Source organism: Nocardia sp. NPDC003693, assembly GCF_053981095.1.
This window is the reverse complement of sequence record NZ_JBSFNO010000003.1, coordinates 13,858-29,921: the sequence shown is the minus strand read 5'-3', so window position 1 is coordinate 29,921 and position 16,064 is coordinate 13,858. Positions and strand designations below refer to the sequence as shown.

13 protein-coding genes and 1 pseudogene are annotated in these 16,064 nt (G+C 68.4%); 9 read left to right on the top strand and 5 right to left on the bottom strand.

Features of this window, described 5'->3' with window-relative positions:
* The first annotated feature begins 17 nt into the window (after positions 1-17).
* Positions 18-1,481, top strand: coding sequence for an SDR family NAD(P)-dependent oxidoreductase (locus ACWDOP_RS05545; RefSeq protein WP_456344079.1), 1,464 nt, complete (start codon positions 18-20; stop codon positions 1,479-1,481).
* 474 nt (positions 1,482-1,955) lie between these two features.
* Positions 1,956-2,333: a DUF2784 domain-containing protein gene (locus tag ACWDOP_RS05540; RefSeq protein ID WP_456344078.1), complete on the top strand. Its 378-nt coding sequence runs from the start codon at positions 1,956-1,958 to the stop codon at positions 2,331-2,333.
* Between the two features lie 89 nt (positions 2,334-2,422).
* On the opposite strand, the gene ACWDOP_RS05535 is transcribed toward ACWDOP_RS05540, so the two are convergent.
* Both ACWDOP_RS05535 and ACWDOP_RS05530 read right to left on the bottom strand, forming a co-directional pair.
* A complete protein-coding gene (locus tag ACWDOP_RS05535; protein ID WP_456344077.1) occupies positions 2,423-3,289 on the bottom strand; it encodes a universal stress protein in 867 nt (288 codons plus the stop codon).
* Between the two features lie 28 nt (positions 3,290-3,317).
* A complete protein-coding gene (locus tag ACWDOP_RS05530) occupies positions 3,318-4,130 on the bottom strand; it encodes an SDR family oxidoreductase (RefSeq protein ID WP_456344076.1) in 813 nt (270 codons plus the stop codon).
* 344 nt (positions 4,131-4,474) lie between these two features.
* On the opposite strand from ACWDOP_RS05530, the gene ACWDOP_RS05525 reads away from it, so the two are divergent.
* The gene (locus tag ACWDOP_RS05525) at positions 4,475-5,578 is read left to right on the top strand and encodes a GGDEF domain-containing protein (protein ID WP_456344075.1); all 1,104 of its coding nucleotides are present in this window, start codon (positions 4,475-4,477) and stop codon (positions 5,576-5,578) included.
* 20 nt (positions 5,579-5,598) lie between these two features.
* Here ACWDOP_RS05525 and ACWDOP_RS05520 read toward each other — a convergent pair whose 3' ends face one another.
* Positions 5,599-6,375, bottom strand: a complete 777-nt coding sequence (locus tag ACWDOP_RS05520; protein WP_456344074.1) for a thioesterase II family protein — start codon at positions 6,373-6,375, stop codon at positions 5,599-5,601.
* A gap of 33 nt (positions 6,376-6,408) precedes the next feature.
* Here ACWDOP_RS05520 and ACWDOP_RS05515 point away from each other — a divergent pair, with 33 nt between their 5' ends.
* Both ACWDOP_RS05515 and ACWDOP_RS05510 read left to right on the top strand, forming a co-directional pair.
* Positions 6,409-7,782, top strand: coding sequence for a CoA transferase (locus tag ACWDOP_RS05515; RefSeq protein ID WP_456344073.1), 1,374 nt, complete (start codon positions 6,409-6,411; stop codon positions 7,780-7,782).
* 163 nt (positions 7,783-7,945) lie between these two features.
* A pseudogene (locus tag ACWDOP_RS05510) lies at positions 7,946-9,469 on the top strand (MFS transporter); the annotation flags it as partial.
* Between the two features lie 126 nt (positions 9,470-9,595).
* On the opposite strand, the gene ACWDOP_RS05505 reads toward ACWDOP_RS05510, so the two are convergent.
* On the bottom strand, positions 9,596-10,168 hold the full coding sequence (locus ACWDOP_RS05505; protein ID WP_456344072.1) for a TetR/AcrR family transcriptional regulator: 573 nt from the start codon (positions 10,166-10,168) through the stop codon (positions 9,596-9,598).
* Between the two features lie 102 nt (positions 10,169-10,270).
* Between ACWDOP_RS05505 and ACWDOP_RS05500 the strand changes: the two genes are divergently transcribed.
* The 4 genes from ACWDOP_RS05500 (at position 10,271) to ACWDOP_RS05485 (ending at position 14,137) form a co-directional block, all read left to right on the top strand.
* Positions 10,271-11,479, top strand: a complete 1,209-nt coding sequence (locus ACWDOP_RS05500; RefSeq protein ID WP_456344071.1) for an FAD-dependent monooxygenase — start codon at positions 10,271-10,273, stop codon at positions 11,477-11,479.
* Positions 11,480-11,520: 41 nt separating this feature from the next.
* A complete protein-coding gene (locus ACWDOP_RS05495) occupies positions 11,521-12,546 on the top strand; it encodes a nucleoside hydrolase (protein WP_456344280.1) in 1,026 nt (341 codons plus the stop codon).
* On the top strand, positions 12,543-13,421 hold the full coding sequence (locus ACWDOP_RS05490; protein WP_456344070.1) for an amidohydrolase family protein: 879 nt from the start codon (positions 12,543-12,545) through the stop codon (positions 13,419-13,421). The genes ACWDOP_RS05495 and ACWDOP_RS05490 overlap by 4 nt, the downstream gene beginning before the upstream one ends.
* Before the next feature lie 74 nt (positions 13,422-13,495).
* On the top strand, positions 13,496-14,137 hold the full coding sequence (locus ACWDOP_RS05485; protein ID WP_354985556.1) for a response regulator transcription factor: 642 nt from the start codon (positions 13,496-13,498) through the stop codon (positions 14,135-14,137).
* Positions 14,138-14,350: 213 nt separating this feature from the next.
* Here ACWDOP_RS05485 and ACWDOP_RS05480 read toward each other — a convergent pair whose 3' ends face one another.
* Positions 14,351-16,063, bottom strand: a complete 1,713-nt coding sequence (locus tag ACWDOP_RS05480; RefSeq protein WP_456344069.1) for a SulP family inorganic anion transporter — start codon at positions 16,061-16,063, stop codon at positions 14,351-14,353.
* Position 16,064 lies beyond the last annotated feature (1 nt).

Genomic DNA, 16,064 nt, shown 5'->3' with positions numbered 1-16,064 from the left:
GGACCCCACCCGTACCGATGGCCGAGCACACCGCACTGGACCAGACTCTCGAGAACACGGCCATCGACCCCGACGAACTGGCCATCTGCCTCCGGGTCCTCGAACACGCCGCCGAACTCGACAAGGACCACCCCGACTCGGTCACCGTCCAGCGCGCCGTCGGGCACATGTTCAAAAAACTCAAGCAGCGCCGCCGCATCGCCGCCCGCGACACCATCTCCGCCGCCGACAAAGCCGTCATCGCCGCCACCGCCACCGGCTCCCCCAACCGCATCGACGACGAAACCGCGGGCATCCCCATCAGCGGCTCTGTCACCGACAGCGGCACCGCCGGCACCCTGCTGCGCGCGCGACCCTGCTACATCTGCAAGCAGAAATACACCCGCGTCGACGCCTTCTACCACCAGCTCTGCCCCGAATGCGCCGCCCGCAGCCACGCCAAACGCGACGCCCGCACCGACCTGACCGGCAAACGCGCCCTGCTCACCGGCGGCCGCGCCAAGATCGGCATGTACATCGCCCTGCGCCTGCTGCGCGACGGCGCCCACACCACCGTCACCACCCGCTTCCCCAACGACGCCATCCGCCGCTTCGCCGCCCAGCCCGACAGCGCCGACTGGCTGCACCGCCTGCGCATCGTCGGCATCGACCTGCGCGACCCGGCCCAGGTCGTCGCCCTCGCCGACGACGTCGCCGCCCAGGGCCCGCTCGACATCCTCATCAACAACGCCGCGCAGACCGTGCGCCGCTCCACCGGCTCCTACAGCGCCCTCGTCGAAGCCGAGAACGCCCCGCTGCCCGCCGGCGAACTCCCCGACGTCATCAGCTTCGGCAAGACCATGCAGGCCCACCCCGCCTCCATCACCGCCTCGCTGACCCCGACCCTCACCGGCGCCGACATCACCGACCTCGCCCTCATCGCGGGATCGGCCACCCCCGAACGCATTTCGCGCGGCGTGGCCATCGACGCCGGCGGCCTGGTCCCCGACCTCGCGCACACCAACAGCTGGGTCCAGACCGTCGGCGAGGTCGACGCGACCGAACTCCTCGAAGTGCAGCTGTGCAACTCGGTCGCACCGTTCATCCTCATCTCGCGCCTGCGCCCCGCCATGGCCGCGGCCGCCGGCCGCCGCAAGTACGTCGTGAACGTGTCCGCCATGGAGGGCGTCTTCGGCCGCGCCTACAAAGGCGCCGGCCACCCGCACACCAACATGGCCAAGGCCGCCCTGAACATGCTGACCCGCACCAGCGCCCGCGAGATGTTCGAGGCCGACAACATCCTCATGACCGCCGTGGACACCGGCTGGATCACCGACGAGCGCCCGCACTACACCAAGATCCGCCTGGCCGAGGAGGGCTTCCACGCTCCCCTCGATCTGGTCGACGGCGCGGCCCGCGTATACGACCCGATCGTGCGCGGCGAAGACGGCGATGACCTGTACGGCGTGTTCCTCAAGGACTACGAATCCTCCGCCTGGTAACCAACTTTCGGTAGTCACGCCACCGCGCCCCGCCCCTCTTTTCAAGGCAGTCTTTAGACCTTGTGGGGTTTGGGGTGTTTTGGCGTCTTAAAAGTGCAATACATAGTTAGATGCGCATATTGACGTATAGGTATCTAAAAGCTCCGAAGAATCGCAGACCACTCCACGAACCGCCTTGACCTGCATAACCCTCTCACCGAGAGGCGCCTACTGGACGGTGTCTACCCTTCCGCGCCAAGAGCGATCACGCCGGCGCGACCGCTCCCCTACCCTGCTGTCGACGGTGCCGATTGCCGCAGGAGCATCCGTAGGAGCCAGTTGCGTTCTGCACCAGCCGATTTAGATGTCTGCCAAGCACGCCAGGCCCTCCCCTTCGCGGGCGGACAACACACCGTAAAAACATTAGTAGATGCGCATATCCAAGTGTTGGTATGTAAATGGGCGCTTCGTTGACCGTGCTTCTATCCTGGGAACATGTTCTTCCGGCTGCTCGCGGACGTCACCGCCGGCGTGCACTTCCTCTTCGTCGCCTACGTGGTGGTCGGCGGATTCATCGCGTGGCGGTGGCCTCGGACGATCTGGCTGCACCTGGCCGCGTTCGGCTGGGGTTTCAGCACCATCCTGATCGGAATCGATTGCCCGTTAACCGATTTGGAGAACTGGGCCCGAAAGCAGGCCGGGGAGGCAGGTCTACCCCCGAGCGGGTTCATCGACCACTACATCACCGGCGTGATCTACCCCGCGAGCGCTCTCGAACTGGTTCGGGCTCTGGTGGCCGTGGTCGTCGTGATTTCGTGGACCGGGCTCTGGCTCCGAACCTCGCGTCGCCGACACGGCAGGGCCACCACGTAGACCGCCCTATCGACACGTATGCCCAGTTGGTGACACGCTTCGCGCGTCGCATCTACTCGTTTCTCGGGTTCACGAATGGGGTCGGGTTCTCAGTTGCGTGGCCGCACGATGATCAAGGGACGGTCGATGGCGTGCAGCACACCTTGGCTGGTCGACCCCAACGTCATCCCCGCGAATCCGCCGCCACCGTGGCTGGCCACGACCACCAGTTGAGCCCGGGTGGACTGTGCGAGCAGCGCGCGCACCGGGCGATCCTGCACCAGCACTTCGCGCACGGTCACGCCCGGAAAGGACTCGCGTTGGCGGGCCAAAACCCGGGACAGCACCTGTTCACCGTCCTCGGCGGTCGTGGGTGAGGTGTTGTCCCCGTGCGAGTTCCAGGCGTGGACAGCGACGAGTTCGACACCCCGCCGCGCGGCCTCATCGAACGCGATCTCCACCGCGCGGGTGCTGTACGGAGAGCCGTCGACCCCGATCACGACCGGGTCCGGTGAGTAGTCGGGAGTCTGTTCGGGAACGACCACCACCGAGCCCGGGGCATGACGGGCCAGCGCGGTACTCACCGACCCGAGCACGCTGCGATGGTAGGCGCCCAGTCCCCGCGAGCCGACCACGACATATCGTGCGGTGCGGGCCAGATCGCACAGTGCCGGTACCGGATGACCGTCGATGAGAAAGGTGCGGACCTCGATCGGAGAGTCCGCGCCGGCCAGGACGTGCGCGTCCCGGGCGGCACTCGCCAGCGCGGACTCCACAAAGTGCCGGTACTCGCCGCGGTAGAGCCGGACCGGGCTGTCGTCCAGGGGTGTGTCGATGTACTGGGGCACGGCGAACACCACATGCAGTGGAGCCCGGCGCGCTGCCGCCGCCCTGCTCGCCCACTGCAGCGCGTACCGAGAGGGTTCGGAGGCGTCGATTCCGACGACGATCGGCTGTTCGAGGTTGTTGGTCGGCATTGTTGTCGTCCTCGAGGTACTCGTGCGGCTATTGGCCCATCACGTATTTCACGGTCGGGCCCGCCGTCCAGCCGCCATCGACCGCGATTTCGGCGCCGGTGATGTAGGAGGCGGCGTCCGAGAGCAGGAAGATGATCGCGGCCGCGATCTCGGACGGTACCCCGACCCGCCCCATGGGGGTGTTCGGGTAGTTTCCCGGGCCTTCGGCGATGCCGATCCGGGAGGTCATGGGAGTGAAGGTCATCCCCGGGTGCACGGAGTTGACGCGGACGTTGGCGGTACCGTTTTCCACTGCGGCGACCTTGGTCAGCCCGCGCACACCCCATTTGGAGGCGCCGTAGCTACCGGTCAGTGCCAGTCCCATCAACCCGGCTGCGGAGGAGATGTTCACGATCGACCCGGCCCCGCCGGCGCGCAGGGACGGCATCACCGCCCGCATGCCCAGGAAGACACCGACAAGGTTGATGTCCAGAACTTTGCGGAAGTGCTCGAGCGTTTCGGTGTCGAAGGGCGCTCCGGTGGAGACTCCAGCGTTGTTGACCAGTCCGGTCAGTGGGCCGAGCTCGCGTTCGGCCAGCGCGACCGCCTCGGCCCACGCGGGTTCGGAGGTCACATCCAGCTCGATGAAACGCGCCCGGTCGCCGAGTTCGGCGACCAGCGCCTGCCCTTCCTCGACCAGCACGTCCGCTACGACGACGTTCGCGCCCGCGGTGATCGCCTGCCCGGCGGTTTCGGCGCCGATACCTCGTGCGGCGCCGGTGATGATGATGGTTTTTCCGTCCAGATTGGTCAATGCTCGCACCTTCCACTCGGATCGGCGGATGAGCCGGAACCCACCCATAGCAACATTACAGCAATCTATTGCTGGATCGGCGCCGCGCTGCCGCACCGACCGCACGTGCCCAGCACATCCCTAATGCTCTGTGCGCCAGCACTTCTCGATCCTCGACGTACCGATTCCGAACTTCGCGGACCCCGACCGGAGAGCACGCGTAATGCGCCACCGAGACCAGTCGGGTCCCGGACGGACACCGACACACCGCTGTGCCTCACGACACATTTGTCCGTATCGGGTATGACTGAGGGCGACCTGAGTTGCCGCCGATGCGCCGGTAAGACGTCGACGGTCGTCAGCGCTCGGTACGAGCGGCACCGGGCAACGCGGTCGGGACCGAGGGTGAGTCGATGAGTGACAGCAGGACACTGCGGGCGTGGTGGCACGACGCGGTCGACTACAACTGGCTGGTACGCACCCTGGGAGCCCGATCGGCCCTCACCCCTCTCAAGATCTTGATCGGCACCACGGGGGCCGCGATCGCAGTCATGGGCGCGGTGATCGCGGGCACGCCGGTGGGACCGCCCGGGCATCCCGGCATCCCCTCGACGGTCGGGGTGGTGGCGGGGACCGCGTGGGCGTTGCGGTGGTGGCTGCTGCCGTGGCCGAGCCGGATCGAGTCGCTCGTGCTGATCGGTTGCGCCGACGTACTTTTCACGATCGAGTTCCTACAGGTGCCGAACCGATTGTTCGGGGCGACGGGCACGGTGCTGCTCGTGGTCACCGGAAGCTACCTGTGCGTCTTCCACGGCGCCCCGGCCCTGCTCGCGCACTCGGCGTGGTCGGTGCTGTCGGTGACGCTCTTCTCGGTGCGGATCGCCACCGGCGGCGAGGACGTCCGCCTGGCCGTCGCGGTCGCGCTGCTGCTGCTCGCGGCGATCACCGCGCTGCCGGCGTTCAAGATCCTGTACTGGCTGCTGCGCATCGAGTCGCTGGCGGACCCGCTGACCGAACTGCTGAATCGGCGGGGTCTCGAGACGCGGCTGCCACTGCTGGTCGAACGCCATTCCGCGGTCTGTGTCCTGTACCTGGACCTCGATCGATTCAAGAGCGTCAACGACACCTGGGGGCACAGCGTCGGCGACCGCGTGCTGGTGCGTACCGCGCGGCGGCTTCGAGAGGCCGCCGGCGGCGAGGCGGTCGTAGCGCGTACGGGCGGTGAGGAATTCGTGGTCGCGCTCCCGATCGCCGCGGCCGCCGCACGCGCCGAGGCCGAGCGGCTGCGACAGGTCGTCGCCGAACCGGCCGACACCACGGTCACCGCGAGTGTCGGCGCGGCGCTCTTCGACGCCACGACCTGCCCTCGATGTCCGCGCCCGACGGCCGACCGGCTGCTGCAATCGGCCGACGCGGCGATGTACCGGGCCAAACAGGCCGGCGGAAATCTGGTGGTGGTCGACGAACTCATGCCGCCGCGCCATCACCACGGCACGAACCCGGCGCAACCGCGCTAGGCCCGCCGCATCCCGAGCGGTCAGCTGCTGTGAGCAGCAGCCAGGCGGTCGGTGAGGGTTTTCGCGACCGCCGGGGTTTGGTCGGGCAGGTCCAGGTAGAAGTGCGCGCCGGGGAACGTCACCAGGTCGAAGTCCGCGGTCGTGTAGCTCGCCCACTCCCCCGCCTGCTCGACCGTGACGGTGGGATCCTCGGTGCTGACGAGCGCGGTGATCGGGCAGGGCAGCGGGTCGCCCGGCCGGTGACGGTAGGTTTCGACGGCCGTGTAGTCGGCTCGGACGGCAGGGAGGACGAGCTCGGCCAGGCCCGGCTCCTCGCGCAGGATGGCGACCGAGGCCGGGTCGTTGGCCAGGCGTTCCAGCTCGACGATGAGGTCGGCATCGGTGCCGAGATGGACGCGGCCCGGGTCCGCGTAGGCGGGCACCGGCCGGCCGGAGACGAACAGATGGGCGGGCGCGCGACCGGCATCGGCGAGGCGGCGGGCGGTCTCGTAGGCGACGGTCGCGCCCATGCTGTGGCCGAACAGGGCCAGGCGGGTGCCGGCGGGCCAGGACAGCAGATCATCGGCGATCGCGGCGGCCAGGTCGGTCAGGACACCGACGGGCTCGTCGGCGTAGCGATCCTGGCGGCCGGGGTACTGGACGGCGAAAACCGTTGTGCCGGGACCGATCAGCCCGGCGAGGGAGCGATAGGCGGTGACCGCCCCGCCGCCGGGTGGGAAGCACACCAGGACCGTGCGCGCGATCAGGTCGCGTCGCAGCTCACGCAACCAGGGTGTGCCGGTGAGATGTGCCACCACGGCGGTTCTCCTTCGAGTATTAGTGTCGCTGTCGTGAGCGCCTACGCAGCCCTGGTCCGAGAGTACGAGTCCGCCGCGGGGGTGCCGGAGTCGAGTATGCCCGCCGTCGATCCGGGCGCGAATCTGGCTGCGACGCTGCCCGTCTGGGCGCTCGCCGGTGGTTCGGTGGCGAGCTTCGCCGCCGCGGCGGATCGGTGGCGGGTCGCCCTGGGGCTGCCCCCGTCGCACAGCGTCCTCGACCCGGCGCGGGTGGCCGCGGCGTTCCAGAGCGACCGGCTCTTCCGGGACGGCGGCACGCCGGTGAACGCCTTCGCGGAATTCTCGGGCTTCTTCGAGTGTGCGAATGGCTGGTTGCGAACGCACGCCAATTATCCGCACCATCGAGCGAAGCTGTTAAGGGTGCTGGACCTGCCCGATACCGCGGACCGGGCCGCGGTCGCCGCGCGCATCGCGGCGCTGCCCGCCGACGTTATCGAGGAGCGCGCCGCGGAATTGGGGGCCATCGCGGTCGGGGTACGCACCGAAGGCGAATGGGCCGCCACCGCGCAGGGGCGTGCGGCCGCCGCGGGCCCGTTGGTCGCCACGCACCGGCGGGATGATCTTGTCAATATCCAATCCCATTCTGCGGCAACGCAAATGCATCCACTGCTCGGCGTCCGGGTACTCGATCTGACGCGCGTCATCGCAGGTCCGGTCGCCACGCGCGCCCTGGCGCTGCTCGGCGCCGATGTGCTGCGGGTGGATCCGCCGTGGCTGCCCGAGATCGAGTGGCAGTTTCTGGACACCTGCCAGGGAAAGCGTTCCACGCTGGTCGATTTGCGCACCCACCGGTCCGAATTACAGGAATTGCTGAGCAATGCGGACGTATTGATTACAGGTTACCGACCGGGCGCTTTGAAACGAGCCGGGTTGGACGCGAGTAGAATTCGCCCCGGAATTCTGCACGGCCGTGTTTCGGCGTGGGGCGAAGCCGGTCCGTGGGGTGACCGACGCGGTTTCGACAGTATTGTGCAAGCCGCGTCCGGAATATCACTTATCGAAGGCGCACAGCGCAATTCCGGCGCCGGGCACCCACCCGGGGCCCTGCCCGCGCAGGCCCTGGATCACGCGAGCGGGTACCTGCTGGCCGCCGGGATCCTGGACGCGCTGACCGCCCGCCGGGGCGACGGGCACGGCCGTGACGTGCGAGTTGCCCTGGCCCGGACGGGTTCCTGGCTGCTGTCGGCCCCCGGTCGCACACCCGATCACCCGCCCGCCGACCCGCCCTCGGCGGCCTACACCAGCACCCACCACGGCATAACCACCGCGACGCCGGCACTGCGCGAGTATCCGGACCATCCGTGGCCTGCTTCGCAATATGGCACACACACCCCGACCTGGACAGTCCGACCGGCCGGTTTTCAGTAGCCGAAACAGTGTTCGGCACAGCTGCACGCACACCCGCAAACACATCGGCGAATCATGCGAATTCCCTTCGGACACCGGCTATTTCTCCCGTTAATAAATGAGATGCTGAAACCGACATCGTGATTGTCGGCCCCCTGCCGGCAAGCGAATGGAGGACGTCATCGTGGACACACCGGCCCCCCTGTTGACTGCTGCGGCGGACACAAACCCCACCGGAAAGGTGGGGCGCCGCGAGTGGACGGGATTGGCGGTGCTCGCCCTCGCGTGTCTGGTGTATTCGATGGACCTCACGGTCCTGCACCTGGCCGTGCCCCAGATCAGCGCCGAGCTCAGACCGACGAGCTCCCAATTACTCTGGATAATCGACGTTTACGGCTTTCTGGTTGCGGGCCTGCTGTTGACCATGGGCACCATCGGCGATCGGATCGGCCGCAGACGACTACTCATGGCCGGGGCGGCGGCCTTCGCGGCGGTGTCGATCATCGCCGCGTTCGCCCCCTCGGCCCCGGTCCTGATCGCCTGCCGCGCCCTGCTCGGCGTCGCGGGCGCCACCCTCGCGCCGTCCACACTCTCGTTGATATTCACCATGTTTCGCGACCCCGCGCAGCGCTCGGTCGCCGTCGGGGTGTGGGTGGGAGCGTTCTCCGTCGGCGGTTCGATCGGCCCGCTCGCGGGCGGGATCATGCTCGAGCACTTCTGGTGGGGAGCGGTGTTCCTGCTCGCCGTACCGGTCATGGTGCTGCTGCTGATCCTGGCCCCGCGGGTGCTGCCCGAGTACCGCGATCCGCACGCCGGGCGGCTGGACCTGCTCAGCGCCGCCCTGTGCACGAGCGCGATCCTGCTGGTGGTGTTCGGCATGAAGAAGCTCGCCCAGGACGGCCCGGTGCCGTCGGCGGTCGGCGCGATGGCCGCCGGACTGCTCGTGGGCGGGATCTTCGTGCGGCGGCAGCTGACCTCGGCCGAACCCATGCTCGATCTGCGCCTGTTCCGGCACAGCAGCTTCCGCACGGCGCTGACGATCAACATGGTCGCGATCTTCGCGGCGTTCGGGTACTTCCTGTTCGTCGGTCAGTATTTCCAGCTGGTGCTGGGCATGTCGCCGTTGCAGGCCGGAATCGCCACCATCCCGGCGGGTTTGGGGTTCATGATCGGCTCGCAGCTCGGACCGCGACTGAGCCGGGTGGTCCGGCCCGCCCACATGATCGGCGGTGGCATGGCCATGGCGGCGACCGGTCTGCTGCTGCTGACCAGGATCGGCCTGGAGGGCGGGGTGACGATCACGGTGATCGCCTCGCTGCTGGTCTCGTTCGGACTCGCACCGGTCTTCGGCATCACCACCGAGCTGACCGTGGGTACCGCGCCGCCCGAGCAGTCCGGCGCCGCCTCGGGGCTGGCCGAGACCGGGGCCGAATTCGGCGGGGCGCTCGGCATTTCCATGCTCGGCAGTCTCAGCATCGCGATCTATCGCGGGCAGCTGAACGACACCCTGCCGTACGGTCTGCGCGACGACGACGCGCGCGCGGCGCGCGACACCCTGGGCGCCGCGATGGAGGTCGCGAACGCGCTGCCGGGCAAGCTGGGGTCGGCGGTGGCCGAGGCCGCGAAACAGGCGTTCCTGACCGGGATGCACCTGACCTCGGCGATCGCCGCGGGCGCGGCGCTGGTGCTGGCGGTCATGGCGATGATCCGGCTGCGCCACATCGAGGCGGGTGAGCTCGCGGGCGAGCCGCACGCACCGATCTCGCCCGCCGCGCAGCACGCGATCCCACCCGCTACACAGCACGCGGTGCCGGCCACCCCGCAGGACCTGGTCTCAACTCCCGCGCAGGGCGCCGATGGCGGTCACGAGGTCGTCACCGTCGAAAAGGTCCCCGCCGGGCGCGATGAGTGACTGCAGGGACATCCCCTGGAACAGCAGGAAGTACAGCTTCGCCACGGCGGCCGCCTGATCCGCCGACAGCTCCGGATGGGTCTCGCGCAGCAGCTCGGCCATCTCACCGAGCGCGCGGCCGGTCGCCTCGTTCATGAACGACTGCGATTCGGGATTGCGGGCAATGCGCAGCCCGTTCTCGAGGCTCAGTAGCAGCGACTGCTGATTGCCGCGCAGGATGCCGAGGAACCCGTCCCAGGTGCCGGCGACGGACTCCCCCGCGCTCGCGCCCTGACCCGTGCGCTTGATGACCGCGTCCATCTCGTCGCCGATGGCCGCGCCGACGCCCTCGGTCAGCGCCTCGGTGACGAGCTGGTCCTTGGATCCGAAGTGGTAGCCGATGGCGGCCAGGCTGACACCGGCCGCCTTGGCGATGTCGCGTGCGGTCACCTTGGCCAGGCCGTGATCGAGGATGGCCTGCCGCGCACCCGATAGAAGGTCTTCCCGGTTTCCCATAGCCGCAGGTTACCAGCGTCTTAGACATTTGTTCTAGACAGCCGTGCCAGACTCTGTTAGACATATGTCTTAGACAAACGTTCTACAGCACAGGGAGTCACCATGAACGCCATCTCCACCCCCCGCGTCCTCGTCGCCGGCGGCGGCATCGCAGGCAATGCCGTTGCGCTGCAACTGCTTCGCGCCGGCATCGCGGTCACCGTGGTCGAGCGCGCCACCGCTCCCCGACCGGGTGGCCAGGCGGTCGACCTGCGCGGGCCCAGCCGGGAGGTCGCCGAGCGCATGGGCCTGACCGAGGGGATTCGCAAGCATCTGCTGCACGAGAAGGGCATGGTCGTGGTCGACCACGACGGCAACGAGAAGTACCGGATGCCGATGGACATGTTCGACGGCAAGGGCCCGGTCGCGGACATCGAGATCAGCCGCGGCGACCTGAACCAGGTGCTGCTCACCGAATTGGCCGGCGCCCCGGGCGAACTCGACTACCGCTACGGCGAATGGATCGAGGCCCTCGGCCAAGACGACGACGGGGTGGAGGTCACCTTCGCCTCCGGTGCGGTCGAACGCTACGAGCTGGTCATCGGCGCGGACGGGGTGCACTCCAAGACCCGCGCGCTGGCCTTCGGCCCCGAGGAGCGTTTCACCACCTACCTGGGCGGCTACATGTCCTTCTACACGATCGCCACTCCCCCGCAGGCCGAACCGGATTGGATGATCACCCACGTGGTGCCGCGCGCCTCGGTCGGCGTGCGGCCCGACGCCGACCCGGCCACTTCCAAGGCCATCATCACCCTGCGCACCGACGCCGATCCGGCGCTGCGGCGCGATGTTCCGGCCCAGCAGCGACTGTTGCGCGAGATGCTCGCCGAGGCGGGCTGGCTGGCCCCGGACATTCTGGCGCAGCTGCCGGACGCGACCGACTTCTACTTCGACGAGCTGGTTCGCGTGGACATGCCGACGCTGTCCGCGGGACGGGTGACGCTGCTGGGTGATTCGGGCTTCTGCGGTTCGCCCATGACCGGTATGGGCACGGCCATGGCCGTGGTGGGCGCCTACATCCTGGCCGGCGAGCTCGCCGCAACCCCGGGTGATGTCCCGGGCGCGCTCGCCCGCTACGAGGCCGCGATCACGCCGTTCCTGGACAAGGCCAAGGAGATTCCGGGCGGCGGCATCCAGATGATGGTGCCCAAGACCAAGCTGGGACTGGCCGCCGCACAGCAGGTCGGCAAACTGCTCACCACCAAGGTGATGAAGCCGGTGATGATGAAGATGCTCGAGACCACCGACGACTACACCCTGCCGAGCTACTGACCGGCGACGGCTAGGCTCGCCTGGTGCGGCAGAAGATCATCATGGACGTCGACACCGGTATCGACGACTCACTGGCCCTGCTCTATCTGCTGGCCTCCCCCGAGGCCGAGATCATCGGCATCGCCGCCACCGCGGGCAACGTACCGGCGAAACAGGTGGCGGCGAACAACCTGGCGTGGCTCGAGGTGTGCCGTGCCCCGGAGATCGAGGTGGCGCTCGGGGCGGCCGAACCGCTGGCGATCCCGTTGCGCACCACCGAGGACACCCACGGTCCGCAGGGCATCGGGTACGCCGAACTCCCCGCGTCGACCCGGTCGGTGTCCGAGCGCGACGCCGCGCGGCTGTGGGTCGAGCTGGTCCGGGCCCATCCCGGCGAGATCGTGGGACTGTGCACCGGCCCGCTCACCAATCTCGCACTGGCCCTGCGGATCGAACCCGACCTGCCGCGCCTGCTGCGCCGGCTGGTGATCATGGGCGGGGCGTTCAACCACCCGGGCAACACCACCCCGACCAACGAGTGGAACGTGCACGTGGATCCGGAAGCGGCCAAGGAGGTCTTCGACGCCTTCTCCGCCGCGCCCGCGGATCGGCGGCCGCTGGTGTGTGCGCTGGACATCACCGAGACGATCGAGATGAAGCCCGAACATCTTGTGCTGCTTGCCGAACGGGCGCACAGCGTGCCGGTGGAGCTGGTGTCCGAAGCGGACGGACCCGAAGTGCGTTCGGCGGCGAGCAATCCCATCGTGCGGTACTGCGTCGACGCGGTGCGCTTCTACTTCGACTTCCACCGCCTGTACGACCAGGGATACCTGGCGCACATGCACGATCCCTTCGCCGCCGCGGTCGCCCTAGACCCGGACCTGGCTCGCACCCGGCCCGCCACGGTGGACGTCGAACTGGCCGGGACGATCACCCGGGCGACCACCGTCGCGGACTGGGCGGGCATGTGGGGCCGGGAACCCAACGCGGACATCGTGATCGGCACCGATCCCGCGCTGTTCTTCGAACGGCTCATCGGGCGCGTGGGCGACTTCGCCCGCGCGGTGTACCCGGAGGGCGCGCGATGACCGGCGATCTCGAGTACGTGACCGGGTTCCGCGAACGACTGGGGCTGGACGCGCTGATCGACATCCACACCCATTTCATGCCTGAACGGGTGCTGGACAAGGTGTGGGGCTACTTCGATTCGGCCGGACCGCTGGTCGGGCGACAGTGGCCGATCGCCTATCGCACCGATGAGCAGGAGCGACTGCGCACCCTGCGCGGGTTCGGGGTCCGGGCCTTCACCTCGCTGGTGTATCCGCACAAGCCCGACATGGCGGCCTGGCTCAACGCGTGGGCGGCCGATTTCGCGGCCCGCACACCCGACTGCCTGCACACCGCGACCTTCTACCCCGAGCCCGGGGCGCCCGCGTACGTGGCCGAGGCGCTCGCGTCCGGGGCGCGAATCTTCAAGGTGCACATCCAGGTCGGCTCGTTCCATCCCGGTGATCCGTTGCTCACCGAGGTCTGGGGGCTCATCCAGGACGCCGGGGTGACGGTGCTCATCCACTGCGGATCCGGTCCGGCCGCCGGGCGATTCACCGGTCCGGAGCCGATCGCCGAACTGCTGCGGCGCTTTCCGCGACTGCGCCTGATCATCGCGCACATGGGCGCGCCCGAGTACACCGAGTTCCTCGACATCGCCAAGGCGCACGACGGGGTACTGCTCGACACCACCATGAACTTCACCGATTTCTTCGAGTCGCAGGACCCGTTCCCCGCCGCAGAACGCGGCCGCCTGCGGTACTTCGGTGATCGCATCCTGTTCGGCAGCGACTTCCCCAACATCCCGTACGCGTACGGGCACGCGCTGTACGCGCTCGAGCGCCTGAATCTGGGCGACGACTGGCTGCGGCAGGTCTGCCACGACAACGCCGCGCGGATATTCGGTATCGAATAAGGGACTTTGGGCCATCCCCAGCGGCGCTCGCGCGCGCTAGGTTGAGCAGAGCACCTCCTAGGGATGGGACGGCCATGATCAATGTCTTCCTCGTCGACGACCACGAGATCGTGCGTCGCGGGCTGATCGATCTGCTCGAGGGTGATCCCGAACTGAAGGTGGTCGGGGAGGCCGGGGACGTGGCGCAGGCCCTGGCCCGCATCCCGGCGCTGCGCCCGGATGTGGCGGTGCTCGACGTGCGCCTGCCCGACGGCAACGGCATCGAGCTGTGCCGGGAACTGCTCGACAAACTCGACGATCTGCGCTGTCTGATCCTGACCTCGTTCACCGACGAGCAGGCCATGATGGACGCGATCCTGGCCGGGGCCAGCGGGTACGTGGTCAAGGACATCAAGGGTATGGAACTGGCCCGGGCCATCAAGGAGGTCGGGGCGGGGCGGTCGCTGCTGGACAATCGCGCGGCCGCGGCCCTCATGGAACGCCTGCGCCGCAGCACCGAACCCGACGGACCCCTGGCCGGATTGACCGACCAGGAGCGCCGCCTGCTGGATCTGCTCGGCGACGGTCTGACCAATCGTCAGATCGCCGAGCGCATGTTCCTGGCCGAGAAGACCGTCAAGAACTACGTCTCACGGCTGCTGGCCAAACTCGGCATGGAACGCCGCACCCAGGCCGCCGTGCTCGCGTCGAAACTGCGCACCGCGCGGACCGAGTGAGCGCCGCGCCTACTTGCGCAGCGACATCGGCGGCAAAATGCCCCATTTGCTCATGTACATGAACATGATGCTCATCACTCGGGTCATGTCACACCCTGGCACAGCCGCCCACCCCCTCGAATATCACTCACCCGCAGCGCTTTTCGCTCCCGGGAGCGACATCATCGCACGCCTGCGGGCCGTCGGCACAACAGACCTGAGCAACCGACCGGTCTACGGGAGAACGGTGTCATCGGAACCACCGTCGGCCCGGAACGCCGCGAGCGCGGTCGGCAGCGTCGGGTACAGCCGCTCGGGTCCGATGCGATCGGTCAGGCCGGAGGCGTCCAAGGCCCGCCGCAGATCCTGTTTAACCCGTGCCATCGCGAAAACCACGTGACGAGAATCCAATTCGGCGCGCAGCTGATCGACCGCGTCCAGGGCCGTGAGATCGACCTCCACGTTCGCCTCGGCGTTGAGCACGAACCAGCGGACCGGCGCGGACGGTGTGGCCGAATGCTCCACGGCCGCCAGCGCGCGGCGGCGGAAATCCTCGGCGTTGGCGAAGCACAGCGGCGCGTCGTAGCGGTAGACGACCAGGCCCGGAACGGGTTCCGCGTCGTCGTAGTCGTCCACGTCGTGCATCCCCGCCAGCCCCGGGACGAAACCCAGGATCGCGTCGTGGCCGCGGGCCACCCGGCGCAGCAGGTCCAGAATCGACAGGGCGATCGCGATGAGAACGCCGTTGAGCACGCCCAGCACCAGCACCGCGGCGGTGGTGCTCACCGCGAGCAGCAGTTCGCTACGCCGAAAACGAGCGATACGCCGGAATTCGGGGACATCTATCAGGCGCAGCGCGGCATAGATGACCAGCGCGCCCAGGGCCGCCGTCGGGAAGGCCGCCAGGATGTCGCGCGCGCCGAACAGCACGACCACCACGGTGAGCAGGGTGACCAGCGAATAGAGCTGGGTGCGGGCGCCGGCGGCATCGGCGATCGTGGTGCGGCTGCCGCTGCAGCTGACCGGAAAACCCTGGGACAGACCGGCCGCCAGATTCGTCGCACCGAGCGCGCCCAGTTCGCGGTTGGCGTCGATCCGCTCCCCGTGCCGGGCCGCGAAAGCGCGTGCGGTGAGCGCGTTGTCGGAGAAACCGACCAGTGCGATGCCGAGCGCGGGCAGCAGCAATACCGCCACATCGGCGAGCGGCACCGATGGAATACCCGGGATGGGCAGCCCCGCCGGAACCGACCCGATGACCTCGATTCCGTTGTCGCGTAACGAGAACACGGCCACCACCGCGGTCGCGAGCAGCACGACCAGCAGCGGCCCCGGCACTTTCGGCAGCCAGTGCGACAGTGCCAGCAGCGCGACGAGTACGCAGGCCGCGAAAATCGTGGTGGGCCAGTGCAGGTCGCCGAGGTTGGACGCGAACGAGACCACTTGGGCGGGGATGGTTTCCCCATCGACCGGCACTTCGGTGACCCGGCCGAGCTGACCCGCGATCATGATTCCGGCGGTGCCCGCGAGATAGCCCACCAGCACCGGTTTCGACAGCAGCTCGGCCAGCACGCCGAGCCGGGCGAACGCCCCGAGCACACAGATGACGCCGACCAGCAGCGCGAGCACGGCGGCCAGCGCCGCGTAGCGACCGGGATCTCCGGCCGCGAGCGGAGCCAGGGCCACCGCGGTCATCAGGGCGGTGGTGGACTCGGGTCCCACGGACAGGCGACGAGACGTGCCGAGCAGCACGTAGACGGTGAGCGGGCCGAGTACGGCCCAAAGCCCGGCGACCGCGGGCAGTCCGGCGAGCGTCGCGTAGGCCATCACCTGCGGCACGAGATAGGCCGCGACAGTGACACCCGCCAGGATGTCCGAGCGCAGCCAGACCGGCCGGTAGCCGCGGAACTGCGCGAGCCCGGGTAGCAGGCGGACCAGACCATCGCTCATG